The organism is Lactobacillus sp. B4026, from assembly GCF_026535825.1.
In the GTDB taxonomy this organism is placed as follows: domain Bacteria; phylum Bacillota; class Bacilli; order Lactobacillales; family Lactobacillaceae; genus Lactobacillus; species Lactobacillus panisapium.
Genome location: NZ_JAFNPD010000001.1, coordinates 281,664 through 299,181, shown reverse-complemented (window position 1 = coordinate 299,181; position 17,518 = coordinate 281,664). Strand labels below are relative to the sequence as shown.

The 17,518-nt window shown below is 36.3% G+C and carries 17 protein-coding genes; 8 read left to right on the top strand and 9 right to left on the bottom strand.

The features are described from left to right. Positions 1-128 precede the first annotated feature (128 nt). From J3U69_RS01530 to comGA, 6 genes are read right to left on the bottom strand one after another with little or no spacing between them, the layout of a single operon-like run. Positions 129-575, bottom strand: coding sequence for a ComGF family competence protein (locus tag J3U69_RS01530; RefSeq protein WP_220221013.1), 447 nt, complete (start codon positions 573-575; stop codon positions 129-131). Positions 576-609: 34 nt separating this feature from the next. After that, positions 610-885, bottom strand: coding sequence for a hypothetical protein (locus J3U69_RS01525; protein ID WP_220221012.1), 276 nt, complete (start codon positions 883-885; stop codon positions 610-612). Further along, positions 872-1,309, bottom strand: coding sequence for a type II secretion system protein (locus J3U69_RS01520; protein ID WP_267412812.1), 438 nt, complete (start codon positions 1,307-1,309; stop codon positions 872-874). Before J3U69_RS01520 ends, J3U69_RS01525 begins: the two co-directional genes overlap by 14 nt. Continuing rightward, positions 1,287-1,625 (bottom strand): competence type IV pilus major pilin ComGC, encoded by a 339-nt coding sequence (gene comGC / locus J3U69_RS01515; RefSeq protein WP_103752176.1) that lies wholly within the window; start codon positions 1,623-1,625, stop codon positions 1,287-1,289. The genes J3U69_RS01520 and comGC overlap by 23 nt, the downstream gene beginning before the upstream one ends. A gap of 11 nt (positions 1,626-1,636) precedes the next feature. Beyond that, positions 1,637-2,629 carry a type II secretion system F family protein gene (locus J3U69_RS01510; protein WP_267412866.1) on the bottom strand — a complete coding sequence of 331 codons (993 nt, stop codon included), beginning with the start codon at positions 2,627-2,629 and terminating at the stop codon, positions 1,637-1,639. After that, the gene (comGA, locus tag J3U69_RS01505) at positions 2,607-3,581 is read right to left on the bottom strand and encodes a competence type IV pilus ATPase ComGA (protein WP_103752174.1); all 975 of its coding nucleotides are present in this window, start codon (positions 3,579-3,581) and stop codon (positions 2,607-2,609) included. Before comGA ends, J3U69_RS01510 begins: the two co-directional genes overlap by 23 nt. A 1,002-nt stretch (positions 3,582-4,583) precedes the next feature. Here comGA and J3U69_RS01500 point away from each other — a divergent pair. Next, the gene (locus J3U69_RS01500; RefSeq protein ID WP_267412811.1) at positions 4,584-4,913 is read left to right on the top strand and encodes a helix-turn-helix domain-containing protein; all 330 of its coding nucleotides are present in this window, start codon (positions 4,584-4,586) and stop codon (positions 4,911-4,913) included. A gap of 155 nt (positions 4,914-5,068) precedes the next feature. Here J3U69_RS01500 and dcuC read toward each other — a convergent pair whose 3' ends face one another. The 3 genes from dcuC to J3U69_RS01485 form a co-directional block, all read right to left on the bottom strand. Beyond that, positions 5,069-6,475, bottom strand: a complete 1,407-nt coding sequence (gene dcuC / locus J3U69_RS01495) for a C4-dicarboxylate transporter DcuC (protein ID WP_267385197.1) — start codon at positions 6,473-6,475, stop codon at positions 5,069-5,071. A gap of 19 nt (positions 6,476-6,494) precedes the next feature. Then, entirely contained in the window at positions 6,495-7,415 is a 921-nt protein-coding gene (locus J3U69_RS01490) for a nucleoside hydrolase (protein ID WP_103752171.1), read from the bottom strand. A 287-nt stretch (positions 7,416-7,702) separates the two neighbouring features. Continuing rightward, positions 7,703-8,431, bottom strand: coding sequence for a YebC/PmpR family DNA-binding transcriptional regulator (locus J3U69_RS01485; RefSeq protein ID WP_103752170.1), 729 nt, complete (start codon positions 8,429-8,431; stop codon positions 7,703-7,705). Positions 8,432-8,707: 276 nt separating this feature from the next. Here J3U69_RS01485 and J3U69_RS01480 point away from each other — a divergent pair, with 276 nt between their 5' ends. From J3U69_RS01480 to J3U69_RS01450, 7 genes are all read left to right on the top strand, one after another. Then, a complete protein-coding gene (locus J3U69_RS01480) occupies positions 8,708-10,315 on the top strand; it encodes an APC family permease (protein WP_374106791.1) in 1,608 nt (535 codons plus the stop codon). Between the two features lie 121 nt (positions 10,316-10,436). Further along, positions 10,437-11,261 carry a Cof-type HAD-IIB family hydrolase gene (locus tag J3U69_RS01475; protein WP_220221006.1) on the top strand — a complete coding sequence of 275 codons (825 nt, stop codon included), beginning with the start codon at positions 10,437-10,439 and terminating at the stop codon, positions 11,259-11,261. Positions 11,262-11,305: 44 nt separating this feature from the next. After that, complete coding sequence (locus J3U69_RS01470) at positions 11,306-12,007, top strand: ABC transporter ATP-binding protein (RefSeq protein ID WP_103752167.1); 702 nt, start codon at positions 11,306-11,308, stop codon at positions 12,005-12,007. A gap of 12 nt (positions 12,008-12,019) precedes the next feature. Further along, positions 12,020-14,794, top strand: coding sequence for an FtsX-like permease family protein (locus J3U69_RS01465; protein WP_267412809.1), 2,775 nt, complete (start codon positions 12,020-12,022; stop codon positions 14,792-14,794). A gap of 480 nt (positions 14,795-15,274) precedes the next feature. Then, on the top strand, positions 15,275-16,039 hold the full coding sequence (locus J3U69_RS01460; RefSeq protein ID WP_103752165.1) for an ABC transporter ATP-binding protein: 765 nt from the start codon (positions 15,275-15,277) through the stop codon (positions 16,037-16,039). Between the two features lies 1 nt (position 16,040). After that, positions 16,041-16,772: a multidrug ABC transporter permease gene (locus J3U69_RS01455; protein WP_267412808.1), complete on the top strand. Its 732-nt coding sequence runs from the start codon at positions 16,041-16,043 to the stop codon at positions 16,770-16,772. Beyond that, positions 16,769-17,488, top strand: a complete 720-nt coding sequence (locus J3U69_RS01450) for an antibiotic transporter permease (protein WP_267412807.1) — start codon at positions 16,769-16,771, stop codon at positions 17,486-17,488. The genes J3U69_RS01455 and J3U69_RS01450 overlap by 4 nt, the downstream gene beginning before the upstream one ends. Positions 17,489-17,518 lie beyond the last annotated feature (30 nt).

Sequence of the window (17,518 nt, the reverse complement as noted above, 5' to 3'; positions counted from 1 at the left end):
AATTATTTAGTAGGTATTGGATTAGTAATAAATTATTTTGCATGCAATCACGAAAGATCAACTGGTAAAATTGGACAAAAATTAAACAAGTACTTAAAACTAACACACTACTAAGTAATGCACTTGCTTTAAACTTGGTGAATCTTTTTATTAGCATTTTTTTCCTTCTTTTTCGGAATAGGATCTAGTTTAAAATAAATTTCTGACTTACGACCATCTTCTTCAGTTATCGTTATTTTAATTTGCCGATTTTTAGTGACAAAAAAGGCTCTTTTAATATTTAAAAGAAGTGGCATGTGCCCGCCCTCGGGGGTAGTGACACGAATCATATTTTTGTAATGCGTCAAAAGATAAATATTCGATTCGCCGTCTTTAGTAACTTTTTCAACAGCGGCTTGCCGTGAATTCGAAGCCTCTGGAAATGCGAAGACCGTTTTAACATCTTCATCCGCTAAAAACTGATTAAATTGAACATAACTGAAGACAATATCATCGGTATGATGCTGCAAATGATTAGACACAGTAATTGTTTTTATTAACCCTTGCAGAGTTACTACAATTAAAAGTGTCACCATAACTGAATAGATGGCTTCTGCTATTAAAAAACCATTATTTCGTGATCTGATAAGTTTTTTTATCTTTTGTGTCATAAACTTTTTTATTACCTACTAATTGATAAACGTGACTATGAACTGTAATTTGAGCTAGATCGCATTTTTTCATGACATGCCAGGCGTAGACACGATCAGTTTTTTCTTCCATTTTTTGCTCCAAGGCACGACTTTGACCGACGATTAGCGCCATAATTACAACCCCAGAAATAGTTATCAGCAATGCTACAATGCTTTCTACTATTAAAAATCCTGTTAGCTTAGTCTTTACCATTTATTGCACGTCCCCACATCATTTGTAATCGAATTCGTCTTGTTTCATGATGATTAGTAATAACGACCATATGCGGTGCCATTGAACCTTTGGCAGATATTTTAAAGTTGGCAAGATTATATATCTCGATTTGAGAGTTGATTTTAATCTTGCGGTAATCATGACTTCTTTTAATAGATAAGTATTTCGATTCTGGATAAAAACTGATTATGGTTGGCTCATGCTCAATAGTTGATATTCTTGCAGCCTGCTCAATTGAGCTTTTAACTTCTCTCGCAGTATTATCCAAAATTAATTTTTCATCATATTTTTTTAGGTAGACTGTTCCAAGCATCACCAAACTAATTGAAATGGTTAAAGTAATCATCATTTCAATAAGAGTAAAGCCCGATTTTTTTACTTTATTCGGTAGCTTTTTGAACAACACCGTCTACAACCGTATAACCTTTAGCCTTTTCAAGCTGCTTTTTAGTCAAATAACCATCATCAAACATATTTTTAAAGTTAATCTCCTTACCGTCACGGTCTTTGTCATCCTCATATAAGTTGGCCTGTGTCTGTAATGTGGTTTTAAAAGCATCATTTGTTTTTTCATTGGCACTTTGTTTTTGCTTAGCTAAGTTCGGTGCAATTATCACTAGAAGCATAACAATAATTGCGACAACGATAACCATTTCAATTAAGGTAAATCCTTTTGCTTTTTTCTTTTTAATATTTTTAGTAATTAAATTCTTGTTCATTTTTCCTTCTTCTAGATGCTCTGCATCATTGCATACATTGGTAGTAGCAACTTAAGATACATCCCAATAATGCATAATCCTATTAAAATAAAACAAACCGGCTGGACATTAACAATCAGCTTAGTAATTCTATTGGTCAAATCAGTAAAAAGTGTCCGACCTAATAGCAAACATCTTTTACTGAGATCTTCTTTTTTGGAACCCGCTTTAACTAAAAGCAGTAATTCATTCGGCAAAAAATACTCATGCTTGATAATTTCTTCTAAACTCTTTCCAGCTAGTAATTGTTGCCTAATTTTTTCACCGATAAATTGTTGCAACGAACCTTTTTCTTGAATTGCGGCATATTCACACATTTTCTGTAATGAAAAGCCACTTGCAAGCAGCATTCCGATATCGTATATCAACAAATATTTAACATATAAACTAATCAAGTTCCCGATAACAGGGAAATGAGCTAATTTATTTAGTGAATGGTAATCCTGCAATTTTAGTAGGTTCATTATCTTAACCAGATAATATAAAAATAACAGACTCAAAAATAATAAAATGAGTAACATGATATCGCCCGTGTGCTCATTAGTATCAGCAAATTGATTGGAAACAAAGGTTTGCATAAAAAGCAATAAAAAGATCATCATTAGCGCTAAAACAAACGGATAAGACATTTCTGCTTTTAGTTTTTTAATTTGATCATTTTTTAACCGGTTTAAAGTTGCCAGTTGCGATAAGCATTCAACTAAATTACCTTGCCTCAGCGCTAATGCAACTTGTGTTGCAATTGTTTTTGAAAAACCTAATGTCAACATTAAACTGTTCAAACTGGTACCAGTTTGAATATTTTTATTTACTTGAACGAGTAAATCTTTTCGCTTGGGCCATAAAATTGGCATTAATTCCAAGCTAACACTGAGCGAAAAACCATTTGCTAAACTATTTTGTAAATAATCTAAAAAATTAAGCCGCTCTTGATTAGTCAGTTTATCCTTTTTTAAACCGTTCATATACCTGCGCACTGATCTGTCCTCCCTCACATAATTTAGTTAAGTTACTGGGCCAGTTAATAAAATCTGAACGGATACTCTGACTAAGTGCATTTGTTAGATCGTCTTCTGCTGCAATATCCATTAAGCAGGACGAACCATTTACAGTCGGTAATAACCGTTGATAGCAAATTGCGGTAAGGCAATTACTTAACTCATTGGCATTAACATGAAGGCTTTCTAATCTTGATAGTGTCTGCAGTGTACTTTTTGCATGCACAGTGGCGAAAACCAAATGACCACTTAAAGCAGCATCAACTGCCAGCCGTGCAGTCGCGCTGTTTCGTATTTCACCAATAATTAAAATATCTGGGCGATGGCGCATTGCAGCTTCAAGAAGTTTAGTGTATGTGATGCCAGCCTCAAAATTAACCTGTGTTTGTAAAAATGACTTTTCCTGGATTTCCACTGGATCTTCAATTGTCATCACCATTTGGCTCTTGCTCATGCGCTTAGCCAATTTGTACATCGTAGTTGTTTTTCCCGAACCAGTGGGACCGCTTGTTAGAATAAGCCCTCTTTTTTGCGTCAATTTTTCTAAACGCTGCAGCTGCTTACTGTAAAAAAACTTACTTGCACCAATTCGATAAATTATCCTGATAACAAGTGATTCATTATCGTTATAGTCACCGATACTTGATAAACGTAAATAATATTTTTCGTGGTTAAATTGATATTCAAGCGCTCCAACTTGCGGCCGGCGATGTTCGGCAATGTCCATTTGTGCCGCAAATTTCAAAAAATTAATTACTTCCCTTCCTTCATTTACAGAAAATGATCTTTGCCGTTTAATACCAGCTATTGTGCGCAAGTTGATAATCAGTTCTTGATTCTGAATTAAAAAGAAAATATCACTTGCATGTTTTTGAATCGCTTGTTCAATCAGTGAATTAACCGTTTCTTTAACTCGCATAAATACCCCCTTATTTTTGTCACCAGTATTAGTTACGCAAAAAAACAATTTTATTTTTTAAAAAGAAAAATTTTTAGCAAACAAAAAGAGCAGCATTTGCATGCTGCCCTTTTTGCGCTTAAATACCAATCGCCCCAATCAAGCTCGCTTAGAAGGGGTGGAAAACAGTCTCTCACTCTAAAAGATAATGTTTGTATTTGTATAGATTTGTATAGAATATTATGTAATTAATAAAATCTCTAGAAAAGAATAAATTTAGTATGTTTTCCTCTTACTCATCTGTTTGCATAAGAGATTTGCTGTATTTGTCGAATAGGTGTTCTGTTAGGAAACTTAAACGAATTTAACTCTTTTGCTCCGATTTGATTAGTATTTAATGCGTCTACTCCCAAGGCATCACTCTCCTTTCTGGTCGTATGCTAAAAAAATAAAATAATTATTTAATTTTTTTAATTCAGTCAGCTGTTCGAATTAACAGTATTATTTTTAAGTCAATTTATGAGTATACACTAAACCATCTTAAGTAATCTACAAATATTACTGATTTTACAAGATTTAATGTTTTACTAAACAAATACTATACCCATATCACTATTCACGAATAGTAATATGCTTAACTATCTTTAAGCGATTTTGTATTTAGAATAAAATAATTGACTTACAAAAATAAATTCATATAATAATACAAAACGTAGTAATGAATATTTTTATGGTCCTTGCCAAATTTTGGCACATTATGCTGTTAGTTAATAATACACGGACACTTTTGTGGACGTAACATAGTACAAAATATTGTTTTTTTTGCTATCACTAGTGATACTATTTAGATATAGCAAAAAAGTAGCCAATCCCAAATAATGACTACTTAATTCAAACGTTACACAATATGAAAAGTCTTTACGCAGTCCATCTTGTGGATGGTTTTATTATAATACCACCTTTGATAGCGGTCAAGCGAAAAAGACAATCATTTGTGATACTTTTTTTAAGGAAAGAGTTGCCATGAATGTCTATACTCGTATTTATAAAACTGCCAAAAAGCACGGAATATCCGTTAAAGAAGTAGCAAAAAAAGCCCATATTGGGGAAAATAGTATTTATCGCTGGAAAGTAATTAAACCTTCAATTGAATCTTTAACTAAAGTAGCTAAAGTTCTTCACGTTTCGACGGATTTTTTACTCGGACAGGATAACAATAAAGGGATAGATCTAGCGGATACAACTATGCCGTTATTTTATCAAGGTCATCCTATTCCAGATAAATACATTAAAATGCTTGGCTTTCTCATGGAAGAAGATATTCATGAAAAGAGCCCAAAAGACAAGCACTAACACAACTAAATAATCAATTTATATTTAAAAGAACATTGCCGCAAAACAAAAAGCCTAAGCTTAGCTCTGATAATAGCTTATTAATAATTCAGAGGATTACTTAGGACCTTTTTGTTTTTTTATTTTAATTAAAGATTGTTACTTTATATCCTGCATTAAAGCAAAATGAATGACAAAATTAACATTATTACTACACCACTAATCATCGGTACCGTGGTTCGCTTAATAATCTGTCCAGGCTCCACGTGTGTGGCCTCAGATACAATTAATACGACAGCAGCAACTGGTGAAACAGCTCTTAATAAATTGCCAGCCAGTTGGATTGGGACTGATAATTGCTGTGGTGCAATGCCCGCCGATTTAGCTAACGGAACAATTAATGGGATCATCGCAAAAATTAGAGCAATTCCACTACCACTAAGAATAACAATTACTGCAGTAAAGGCAACCATAATTAATGGTAGCAATATTCCTGCTCCTTTAACATGAAGCATCGCATTCTGGATCATTGACATGATACCAATCGCATTTAATCCTTGGACATAAGTTTGAGCAGCAATTAACAAAACAACTATTCCCATTGCATTGCCCATTCCTTTAATAAAGACGTTGGTATCCTTTAAAACTTGCTTTGCATCCCTACAATTAATTAGCTCAATAATGATTGCGATTATCCAACTAATTAGTGTTACTGCCTGAACACTCATTGTTGAGTCGTTTCCTTGAGCAATATTAAAGATAAAATTGACGATAAGAATAATGATTGGCATTAACGGTAATACACCATAAATAAAGCGCATGAATTTGCCATTAATCGCTTTTGTCGTTTTAGCAGTTTCATCTTCAATGCCATATTCTTTTAGTTCTTGCTCATAACTAATTTCGGGACCGTCTTTTTTATCTTCATGTTTTTGCCAAAAATACTGCACCAACGCCATTAATAATAAAGTTGGAATAGAAATTAAAGCGTGATAATTAAAGACATACTGGGTTGTTGACATGTGCAATGCATTTGCCATCGCAACATTATCGGAGCCAAGTGGCGTAGGGATAATTGTTGCCGATGTGGCAATTAAAGCCGCTGAGGTTAGTCTGCTCATTCCCGTTGAACGTAAGACTGGATATAAAGTCGCTAGCAAAATAATTGCTAAGTTTGAAGCGCTCGGAACTACTAATGATAATATGTTATCCATCAAAAAGACAATTGGGACTAATAAATATACCGACTTAATCCCCTTCATTGAAGAAGTTAGTCCGGTAACCGTAATGTCATTTGCACCGATGTGACTCATATACGCGCTGTAGCCTGCCAATAATAAAATTACAAAACCAGCTTGCGACAATGTCGTCGTGAACTGATCGATCATTACTTGAATTGGTTTTAAAAATTGGCTGGAGACAGGCTGCAATACGGTCACTTTATTGCCCATAAAAACGGCACAATATAGCAGCAACAAGCCTAAGGCAAATAAGACGATTTTAATATCCATCTTTTTCGATAACATATAAACTAAAATGCCTACGGAAAGCAATGTAAGAATTATTGCGATTGTTTGACTCATTTAAAATACTTCTTTCTGTTTAGCTAGCCTGTTTAATGGCGCTAACGAACCATTCAACAAATTCTGCGACATTGACTGATTTACCAATTATTGCATTAGGAGATTGGTGCAATTTATCATTGAAATCCATCAAGGAAGCACCGTAAGTATAGCCACTATCTGTTATTATTTCGACATGCGTTTCTTCAAACTCAAACATTTCTGGCTTAAGTAAGATACCAGCAGCCAACGCGTCATAAATTTTAAGACCAGTATTGAAACTACCGCCTCGGTATCGTTTAAACAAGCTATAAAACATATCACCCACTTTACCTAAAGACTTGATTTGTTCACTTACTTCAGGTTTGATTTTCGCTTGAAATCCTAATTCTAACGGAGCCACACGAATTTTTAAGCCACTTTCAAACACAATCTTAGCAGCTTCGGGATCACCCGCAATATTGAATTCTGATAAAACGCCGTAATTTCCTCTTCCAATACAGCCACCCATCATTACCAGTTCCTCGATATTAGCTAGATCAGCGGGATAAAGCCGAATATACATGGCAAAATCCGTCAGTGGTGCTATGCCAACCAAAGTCACTTTTTCCGGTGAATTAGCAACAACTTGATGAATTGCTTCCGGTGCAACTTGATTTTCTAAAAGAAGGCTGTTATCTGGCTCTGGGAAATTATAACCGTCCATTCCCGACTTGCCATGAACACTGGCCGCATCGATTGGCTTTTTGACGATAGCCCTTTTACATCCTTGAACAACTGGAACCTTTTTATTCAAAAATTTTTCTAGTTTTAAAACATTTGTTAGAGTCTGCTCAATTCCGACATTTCCGGCAGCGGCTGCAATTAATTTGACGTCAACCTGACGATCAAACAATAAGATTGCCAAAGCAACGGCATCATCGATACCGGGATCCGTACTTAAAATAATGGGTTTACTCATTACCATATCCTCCTATGGCTCAAATCAATAAGTTTATGATGAAAATTAATAGTACGTAATTTATGGTAGTAAGACCATCAATCTAGTACTTATTTCAAATTATATTCTAAAAATCACGTAAAATATATCTATTTTTAGTAAAAAATATTCGTTATTCATCATTAATTTGCACTACACGTTGAAAAATCAGCTAAAATAAAAACCCTTTAGAAAAGTTTCAAACTAATCTAAAGGGTTAATTTTAAATATTTTTTTGTTTTAAAATCAAAGCAAAAATCAACATAGTACTAATCTTCGTCAGCTGCTGCAGTGTAGACGTTTTGGACATCGTCATCGTCTTCAAGTGCATCAACTAGGTTAGCAAATTGATCTTTCTTTTCTTCTGGAACTGGCGTCGTGTTCTCTGGAATCATTGTAAGTTCAGCATTAGCAAGCTTGTAACCAGCCTTTTCCAGTGCATCACGAACTTGAGCGAATTGCTTTGGATCTGTGTAAATTTCAAAGGCATCGTCACTGGTTTGCAAATCATCACCACCGGCGTCCATTACGTCTAACAACATCTGATCTTCATCAGCGTCTGTTGTTGTCCGATCAATAACAATGTAACCTTTGCGATCAAACATATAGGCAACTGATCCAGTAGCACCAAGTGAACCACCATTACGAGTAAAAGCTACTCGAACAGCTGAAGCGGTCCGGTTCTTGTTATCGGTCAAAGCCTCAACAAAAACAGCAATACCACCAGGAGCATAACCTTCATAGGTAATCTCGTCATAATGCTCGTCTGAATTTCCTTCAGCCTTCTTAAGAGCCCGATCAATATTTGTCTTAGGCATGTTGTTGGCCCGAGCCTTGTCCATCACCATTCGCAAGTTAGGATTCCCAGAGGGATCAGGACCACCATTCTTTGCAGCCATATATATTTCACGAGATAATTTTTGGAAAATTTTACCTCTCTTTGCGTCTTGCGCATTCTTGCGGCCTTGAATATTGTGCCATTTTGAATGTCCTGACATAAGAATCCTTCTTTCTTTTGGTAAATTATTAACGATATAATCTTACCGCACAGACACGGAAAATTCAATACTAGCAACTAGTTAAGGAAATTTTTTCTTTAATTTATATAATTACGCATTTTTAGAAGGATAGCCTGCAATAATTTCGTGATTTACCCTAGTCATTCTCACTTTTAATTAGTAAAATGGAAACGTTAGTTTAATTTAAAGGAGAGAACTTTTGTGGAGGAAATAAATTCTAATCAGAAATTTATCTCGTGGCCCGTACTGACCTTGATGGCCTTTTGTACGGTTATTGGCCTCGATGATATCATGTATAATTTCCAAAACCAGGGAATGCCTGTTGTCACTTCCTGGATTATCATGTGTCTATTCTATGTTATTCCATACTCATTAATGGTTGGCCAACTTGGTTCGGTCTTTAACCATGAAGGTGGCGGACTTTCTTCGTGGGTCCGGGGCACTAATGGCGAATTCTTAGGTTACTTTACTGCTTGGACATACTGGGCAGCTTCGATTCCTTATGCGGTCGATTCAGCTAATGAAATTATTGTTGACATCGGGTGGGCAATAACTGGCTCAGAGAAGTTTCAAAATCAGATTTCTAATACTAAGTTTGCTCTCATGACTTTTGCCATGTTCATTATTTTCATTATTATCGAGCATTACTTCTCCCGTTCAATGGAAGTATTGTCCACGATTGGTGGTGGATTAATGTTAATCATGACCTTAATGTTTGTCTTTTTGGCATTCTTAGGGCTAGCAAAATCCGGCGGCCACATGGCTACTCAACCATTTACTTGGAAAACCTTAATTCCAAAATTTGATATGCATTATTGGACAACTATTGCCATGCTGATTTACGCCTTAAACGGCTGTGAGTTAGTTGCACCATACGTTACCAAAATGAAGAAACCAAAATCAGATTTTCCTAAAGCTATGGTTGCCCTAGCTCTTATGACCATCTTCTTAACCGTTTTTGGATCATTTGCTCTTGGTATCTACTTTAACAGCTATCATATTCCAAATGACTTAAAAATGAATGGTGCCTACTACGTCTTTGATATGGTTGGACATCAATATGGAATGGGCAAGACCTTACTCTACATCTGGGCGTGGACTTCCGTATTTTATAACGCAGCTTTATTAGCCGTTTTACTTGATGCCATGACCAGAATGCTTATTTCTGACACTGGTGACAAATATATGCCCCGCTTTTTACAGAAAAAAGATAAAAATGGCTTGCCTATCAATGGCTATGTATTAACGGTTGCTCTATCAGCCTTCATCATGCTGCTAGGTATCTTTTTGCCAGATATGAATGATATTTTCAACTGGTTACTAAACCTCAACGGCATTATTTCACCGGGTGTCACCTGCTGGATTTTCTTCTCATTTATGCAGATTCGGAAAAATTCCAAGAAGTTCCCGTCTGATTATGTCTTCTTGAAAAATGACAAGGTTGGTTACTTAGCTGGACTATTCCTGCTAATTGTAACCGCAGTGGCAACAATTCTCGGTATTGCACCGCAAGACGTTAAACAATTCAGTGGCTATTGGTGGTACGAATTAATCATTAATATTATTGCCATTGTTGTTTTAATTGGTCTTGGAGTAATTTTGCCAAGTATCAGACGCAGAGAAGAAGAATACGGCATTGCCTTTAGTCGCAATCAGTGGCTGATAATGTTCATTTTAATCATTGGTTCGATTATTTTTGATCTTTATCTTGGTGAGAAAAACAGCCTGTTCGGTGGTGCTAGCGTCAGCTTAGGTCAAATCAAATTAGGAATGAATATCGTCTTGATCATCATTGAGACGATTGTCGCTATTCTATTTTGTTGGCTTGTTGGTAGAAGAAAGCCTGTTAAAATTAATAATTAAAATAGAAAAGATTCATTGTGTCTGCAATGAATCTTTTTTCGTTTAAAAGCTAATTTTTAACGAGGTAATGGCCTTTTCTACTATATAATATACTTAATAAATTAGTAATGAGGAGAGTAAAATGACATCTATCCCTTTTAAAGCAGTTGCAGTTGATATGGACGGTACTTTTGAAAATGATGACAAGCAATTCGATCATCAGCGGTTTGAAAAAGTACTGACCAGATTGCGTGCCCAACATGTTCACTTTATCGTTTCAAGCGGTCGGCCGCTTTCCCGTTTGCGCCAAGACTTTTTTGAATTTCTTGATCGGATCGATATCGTTGCTGACAACGGCTCAATTTTAACCCAAGATAATCAAATTATTGCCCGCCATGTTTTTACATATAAAACTGGCATTAAGTTAATCAACTTTATCCAGGACAATTATCCAGAAGTAAAAATAGCGGCTAGCGGTTTGGATCGGGCATACATGAATAAAAAAGCGCCAGCTAAATTCAAGAGCTTAATGCACTTCTTTTACCCTGATTCAGTGGAAGTCAATAACTTAGTCGATATTCCAACAAGTGATAGCCTTACTAAATTAACGCTAAGCTGTTCCTCTGAACTCGCTAGTGAACTTGAGCGTAAATTTAATGCCAGTAATCCCGAACGAATTCATTGCACAACAAGTGGTTTTGATAATATCGATGTGATGCCAGCTGGTGTCAATAAGGGACAAGGAATCAAGTACTTTTTGCGTTACTTCAATGTAAAACCGGAAGAGCTTATTGCTTTTGGTGACGGCATGAATGACAAAGAAATGATTGAACTTGCTGGCTACAGTTACGCAATGAAAAACGGCGATGAGCGGTTGAAACAAATTGCTAAATATGAAGCTCCTTCTAATAATGAAATGGGGGTTTTGCAAGTGCTTGAAAATTACTTAGATGGAAAACAGTACTAAAATGAACTAAGAAATATTTTTTAAAGTAAGAGGAATAATTCTTCATGAGCTACATCGAAGTTAAAAACAATTTCAAACGTTACCAAACAGGTGATACGGAAATTTTAGCTAACAATAATGTTAGTTTTACAGTGGAAAAAGGCGAATTAGCAATTATCCTAGGTGCTTCAGGTGCTGGAAAATCTACCATTTTAAATATTCTTGGCGGAATGGATACCAATACCTCTGGTGATGTCATAATTGATGGCAAAAATATCGCTAATTACAATAAACGTGAATTAACCACTTATCGCCGTAATGATATTGGCTTTGTCTTTCAGTTTTATAACTTAATCCAAAACCTGACTGCTAAAGAAAATGTGGAACTGGCATCTGAAATCGTCAATGATGCTCTTGATCCTGTTAAAACACTTGAAGACGTCGGACTTAAAAACAGGATTAACAACTTTCCAGCCGAACTGTCGGGTGGTGAACAACAAAGAGTAGCGATTGCACGTGCCGTGGCCAAAAATCCCAAGATTTTACTTTGCGATGAACCAACTGGCGCTCTTGATTACCAGACTGGTAAAAGTGTGCTGCAAATTATCGCCAATATGAGTCGCAAAAAAGGTGCCACAGTTGTCATAGTTACCCACAATAGTGCTTTAGCACCGATTGCTGATCGGGTAATTCACTTTCATGACGGTCAAGTTACTAAGATTGATCAAAACGCTCATCCCGAAGACATTGCTAACGTTAAATGGTAAAGAAGGCTAACAATGACAAAAATAATTTGGAAAGATTTTTGGGAGTCAATTAAACATACCAAAGGGCAATTTCTGTCAATCATGGGTCTAATGATGATTGGGGCTTTTGCTTTGGTTGGCTTAATTGTCACTGGACCCGACATGCGCGATACCGGTAATCATTACGCTAAGCAGCTCAATACTTCCGATCTGACTGTTATCTGCAATTATGGCTTTGACCATGATGATACCGCCAAGATTAAAAAAGCCAAGGGTTTAGAAACAGCAGAATTTGGTTACATGACCGATACGGTTTTAAAAAATACGCAAGAAAGTTTTCGCGTTTTTTCCAAACCCAAAAGTGTTGGTAAATATGAAGTGCGTCAAGGTCGACTACCTAATAAGCAAAATGAGGTGGCTTTAGCTGCGCATTACGACAAGCGCTACCATCTGGGGCAAAAAGTTAGTTTTACTGAAAAGAATAATATTCTTGGCACTACCCTCTTAAAGCGCAAAAGTTTTAAAGTTGTCGGTTTCGTCCGTTCTAGTCAAATTTTGTCAAACGTTAATCTAGGTCAAAGCAATAGCGGAACTGGTGAGCTAAAAGGCTATGCCGTAGTAATGCCGCAAGCATTTGATCACACCGTTTATACCGTAGCTAATTTAAGATACCATGATTTACGTGGACTCGATTCTTTTGGAAAAACTTATAATAATAAAATCAGTGTTCATAAAAAAGAGCTGCAAAAAGTACTTAAAAACGGTGCCCAAAACCGCAAGGATCGAATCACTGCAACGGCATTCAAGAAATTACGACCAGAAGAAAAGAAATTAGCGCAAGCTAAAGCAAAAATCTATACGGCGCAGCGGCAATTAATTACTGCTGAAAAACAACTAACTGCGCAAAAAGAGCTATTAGCAAGAAAAGCCGCACAAGCTACCACACCACAGGACCAAATGCAGCTTAAGGGGGCACAAGCTAAATTAACTGCCCAGGCCCAAGTACTACAAAGGCAAAAACAGGCACTAGCCAAAAAAGCCGCACAAGCTACAACTGAAATAACTTCTGGCCAACAAAAACTAACAAAAGCTAAAAAGCAAATTAAAAAATTAGCACTTCCAAGCTATAGCGTTTATAACCGCCGAGAAGTTCCCGGAGGAGAAGGCAACTTAGTTTATACCACTGTTGCTCGTGTCGTCGAAGACTTAGCTAAGGTATTCCCGATTTTCCTTTATTTTGTTGCGGCTCTTGTTACCTTCACCACAATGAACCGGTTTATTGATGAAGAAAGAATTAATTCCGGAACTTTAAAGGCCCTCGGCTACGATGATTATGTCATTATTAATAAGTTTGTTTTCTATGGCTTCTTGTCAGGGACAATTGGAACAATCATTGGCATTTATCTGGGACACACGTTAATGCCGCAAATTGTGTATCACGCTTATTATAAGTCGTTGACTCTTCCACCGATTGAAGAACATTTTCACTGGCAAATTAGTTTGGTTGCCCTGATTTTATCTTGGATAAGTTCAGTTTTACCGGCTTATTTGACCGCTAAAAACGAATTTCGTGAAAAGCCTGCCTCCTTGCTTTTACCTAAACCCCCAGCAGCAGGCTCTAAAATTCTACTGGAAAAGATTCCCTTTATCTGGAATCATCTCAGTTTCACTCACAAGGTAACTGCACGTAATATTTTCAGATACAAGAAGCGAATGTTAATGACTATTTTTGGCGTCTGCGGTGCTGGTACACTCCTATTTGCTGGATTCGCGGTCAAGAATTCAATTAGCAATATGAACAATCGCCAATTTTCTGATTTAATCCATTACAACATGATTGTAGCCGAAAAGAAGCCACTATCAGATACCCAGCAACAGAAATTAACAACTAAGCTTAAAGAGCCAAATATTAAATCGGCTACTCCAGTTTATTATGAGTCAATGTCCAAAACGGCCGGTAAGTCTGGTGATACACAAGATATTACTCTGATCGTGCCCAAACACAGTGATGTACTTAATCAATATGTTCACTTAAATAACCGGCGCAATCGACAAACAATTCCATTAACAAATAATGGTGTTGTAATTTCGGAGCGCTTAGCAAGTCTGTTGCACGTTCAAAAAGGTGACCATATCACTTTAACTGATGAAAACAATCAACGCTGGTCAATGAAGATTGCTGGCATTACGGAAATGTACATGGGACATTTTGTTTTCATGAATCAAAAACAGTACCAAAAAGTCTTTAACCGCAATTACAAAACGACTGCTTACCTAGTAAACTTGAAAAATACATCCCGTAAAAATACCAGAAAAGTGGCGGCCGAATTTATGAAGTTAAATGGTGTTGCTGGGGTAGTTCAAAATACGGCGGTGAGTCAGGAATTAGACGTCGTTGTGCAGTCGCTAAACATGATTATGGTAGTCCTTATTATTGTTGCAGGTCTTCTTGCCATCGTGATCCTTTATAATTTAACTAATATTAATATCGCTGAACGAATTCGTGAACTGTCAACGGTAAAGGTATTGGGCTTTTATGACAACGAAGTAACGATGTACATTTACCGCGAAACAATTTTATTAACTATTATTGGTATTCTAGTTGGCTACCTTGGCGGCGACTTGCTTTACCAGTATATTCTTTACGTAGTACCGCCCGATAACGTGATGTTTAATCCTGCTCTATCTGCCTCAAGCTTTATGTGGCCACTAGGAGTAATCGGAATTATTACAATTATGCTTGGCTTCATCGTGAATAGCAAATTGAAAAATTTGGATATGCTGGAAGCGTTAAAATCAGTTGATTAAACTAAATATTATCTAACAAATTAAATAATTTAATACCCGACTCCACGATTTTACTGGAAGCGGGTATTTTTTTGAGTAACTTTCAAGACAGCTTTTGCCCGCTGCTTAATTTTAGCGACTGCTGGACCCGTTACTTCTGCCTCAAACTCACGAATTTGCAACTTTTAACTAACTTTTCCAATTGCAGCAAATATTGATTATTTCTAGCATAAAAATATTCACCCACTTTGAATCATAATTAACCCGTCGTTTTTGCTCAACTTCTTTAACTGTTCGTAAATACGCAAGCGACCTAATTAATCTTTTAACTTCCATTTTTTATTAATTAAAAAAGTAAAAATGATAAAAGTATGATATAATCCAAATAATAGATTTAATGTTAAACATCACAGATCTTCAAATTAACCTGTAAAAAACTTAGATTATCGCTCCTTCCTTATTTAGCGATAAAGAATTTACAATTAATTTTGGAGAATAAATTTGAATAAAATTTTAATCGTTAAACATTTAAAAGAGACTTATCAAGACCATAATCAAAAATTTAAGGCCTTAGATGATATTTCTTTTGCAATTAATCAAGGTGAGATTCTATCACTGTTAGGGCCCAATGGTGCTGGAAAAACTACCACTGTTTCAATCATTGGTGGTTACTTAATTCCAACATCTGGCAAAGTTATCCTGAAGGGCCAAGATATCACAACTACCAGTAAAAGGCCAAGTATCGGTGTTTCCTTTGGTGGTGAAATGGGTTTTTACCGTAATGCGACCGCTAAACAGAACTTAAAGTTTTTTGCTGATTTGGCTAAGGTTCCTTTTCGCAAGCAAAATGATGAAGTTAACCGTGTGTTAGCTACTGTCGAGTTAAGTAACGTTGCTAATAAAAAAATCGGTGAATTCTCTAAGGGAATGGTTCAGCGCCTGCATATTGCCCGCGCGCTCCTGGGTAACCCGAGTTTATTATTACTTGATGAACCAACTAGTGGACTTGATGTTGAAATAGCACATACTATCCAGCAAACGATCAAAAACTTGGCGGACACCGGAATTAGTATTTTGCTAACAAGTCATACAATGACAGAAGTTGAAAAATTAGCCGACAAAGTCATTATTTTAGGTGCCGGAAAAATTTTCTACACCGGAACAGTTAGTGGAGTGGTTAATTTAGCAAACTCGACTACGCAAAAGTCCTTAGACAATTTAGAAGATGCCTACATGGCTTTAGCACCCAAGCTGAGGAGAAAATAAAATGCGTTTCATTCGACTATTTCTCTTTCACTTGCGCGATTATTTATCTGATCAATATTTCGTTTGGCTAGTAATTACGTCAACCTGTTCAATTTTTTTAATACAATATACCATTGCATACGCAAGTCACGATTTAAACAATCCCCTTTTATGGCGTCAAAGCGGAATCTTTGGTACCTGGACTTCCTGTACGACTGTTGCCGGCTGCATTAGTTTTGAAAAATATAAGGGAACTTTACCTTATTTGCTAAATAGCAAGTATGATGAACGTCTTTCTCTAATCACGCTTTTGCTCCCTGCTTCTAGTTATGGGCTCTTCTCATTTCCCCCTGCCTTTGTACTGGCTAAAATCTTAGGAGTAGCAACGGGACCAATAACTGGCAGTTTTATTTTGCTAATTCTTTTATTATGGCTGGGTTGCACTATCATGGGCATTTTGATTGCTGCCTTTTTAACCCTTTCGCCTAATTCAATGCTTTATGAAACTTTAATCGGCACTCCGATTTTGTTAGTAGCCGGATTATTTGGCAATGAAGCTGTTTTAAAACCTTTAACGAATATCGCACAGTGGTTTATTCCGATTACAGCACCAATCTCCGCACTAACAAGAAACATCGTTTTTAATTGGGCAGCCTACATTTTTAGCCTAATCTTCTGGTTATTTTTAATTGCTATTACAGTTAAAAAGATTAATTATTTAGTGCGCAAGAAAGGAGCGTTGAAGATCATATGATTGCTACACAATTTTCGGCTTTGCCTTTCTTAAACAATTGGCGTACAAAAATAATTTATTTTGTACTCAATCCATTAATCAATATGGCATTATTGGTATTAATTGATATGCAATATGCCAACAGTTTTAATTGGTCGATTGTTGCTGCATCAATTGCAATTGATACTACCACTTTAACAATGCAGACGATGAACGACCTATTAGTTGAAGATGCCAGCTTGCGCATCGACTTTGAGATGATTGCTAAAAAGCCATTCAGTTTTCGATATTGGATGAGTAAATGCATCACTTCGGCAATTATCGGGACCATTTTAGCAATTATCAATTTGGTTTTAGCGCTTTGTTTTGGTGCTCCCTTTTATCTCATTTTACGTGTTGTCATCCTGCTGCCATTACTTTGTCTAACCGGGATTATCTTTGGTTTCACAGCTTGGGCAATATCATGGCAAATGAATGATCCCTACTTTTTGGCTAATTTCTTTAGCGCAATTATTCAACTGGTAGCCGGTATTTTGGTTGTGATTACTGCCTATCCGACGTGGTTAAAGTCAATCGCACTAATTTTTCCATTCGCCAGTCCAGTCACTTTTATCAAAACAGGTTCTGCAAACCTAATAGCCAGCATCATAATTACTCTAATTTGGTTGTTGGTTGGTTTGATTGCTTACGTCATTCAAATTAGGCCTGTGTTAACCAAAGGAAAACACCGCTTTTAAGCTCACACAGTTTTACCGACATAAAAAGAC

Bases quoted from the DNA above. Each gene is read 5' to 3' on its own strand.
- J3U69_RS01530 (WP_220221013.1), bottom strand. From the start codon at position 575: ATGGTGACACTTTTAATTGTAGTAACTCTGCAAGGGTTAATAAAAACA.
- J3U69_RS01525 (WP_220221012.1), bottom strand. From the start codon at position 885: ATGGTAAAGACTAAGCTAACAGGATTTTTAATAGTAGAAAGCATTGTA.
- comGC (WP_103752176.1), bottom strand. From the start codon at position 1,625: ATGAACAAGAATTTAATTACTAAAAATATTAAAAAGAAAAAAGCAAAA.
- J3U69_RS01510 (WP_267412866.1), bottom strand. From the start codon at position 2,629: ATGAACGGTTTAAAAAAGGATAAACTGACTAATCAAGAGCGGCTTAAT.
- comGA (WP_103752174.1), bottom strand. From the start codon at position 3,581: ATGCGAGTTAAAGAAACGGTTAATTCACTGATTGAACAAGCGATTCAA.
- J3U69_RS01500 (WP_267412811.1), top strand. From the start codon at position 4,584: ATGAATGTCTATACTCGTATTTATAAAACTGCCAAAAAGCACGGAATA.
- dcuC (WP_267385197.1), bottom strand. From the start codon at position 6,475: ATGAGTCAAACAATCGCAATAATTCTTACATTGCTTTCCGTAGGCATT.
- J3U69_RS01490 (WP_103752171.1), bottom strand. From the start codon at position 7,415: ATGAGTAAACCCATTATTTTAAGTACGGATCCCGGTATCGATGATGCC.
- J3U69_RS01485 (WP_103752170.1), bottom strand. From the start codon at position 8,431: ATGTCAGGACATTCAAAATGGCACAATATTCAAGGCCGCAAGAATGCG.
- J3U69_RS01480 (WP_374106791.1), top strand. From the start codon at position 8,708: ATGGCCTTTTGTACGGTTATTGGCCTCGATGATATCATGTATAATTTC.
- J3U69_RS01475 (WP_220221006.1), top strand. From the start codon at position 10,437: ATGACATCTATCCCTTTTAAAGCAGTTGCAGTTGATATGGACGGTACT.
- J3U69_RS01470 (WP_103752167.1), top strand. From the start codon at position 11,306: ATGAGCTACATCGAAGTTAAAAACAATTTCAAACGTTACCAAACAGGT.
- J3U69_RS01465 (WP_267412809.1), top strand. From the start codon at position 12,020: ATGACAAAAATAATTTGGAAAGATTTTTGGGAGTCAATTAAACATACC.
- J3U69_RS01455 (WP_267412808.1), top strand. From the start codon at position 16,041: ATGCGTTTCATTCGACTATTTCTCTTTCACTTGCGCGATTATTTATCT.
- J3U69_RS01450 (WP_267412807.1), top strand. From the start codon at position 16,769: ATGATTGCTACACAATTTTCGGCTTTGCCTTTCTTAAACAATTGGCGT.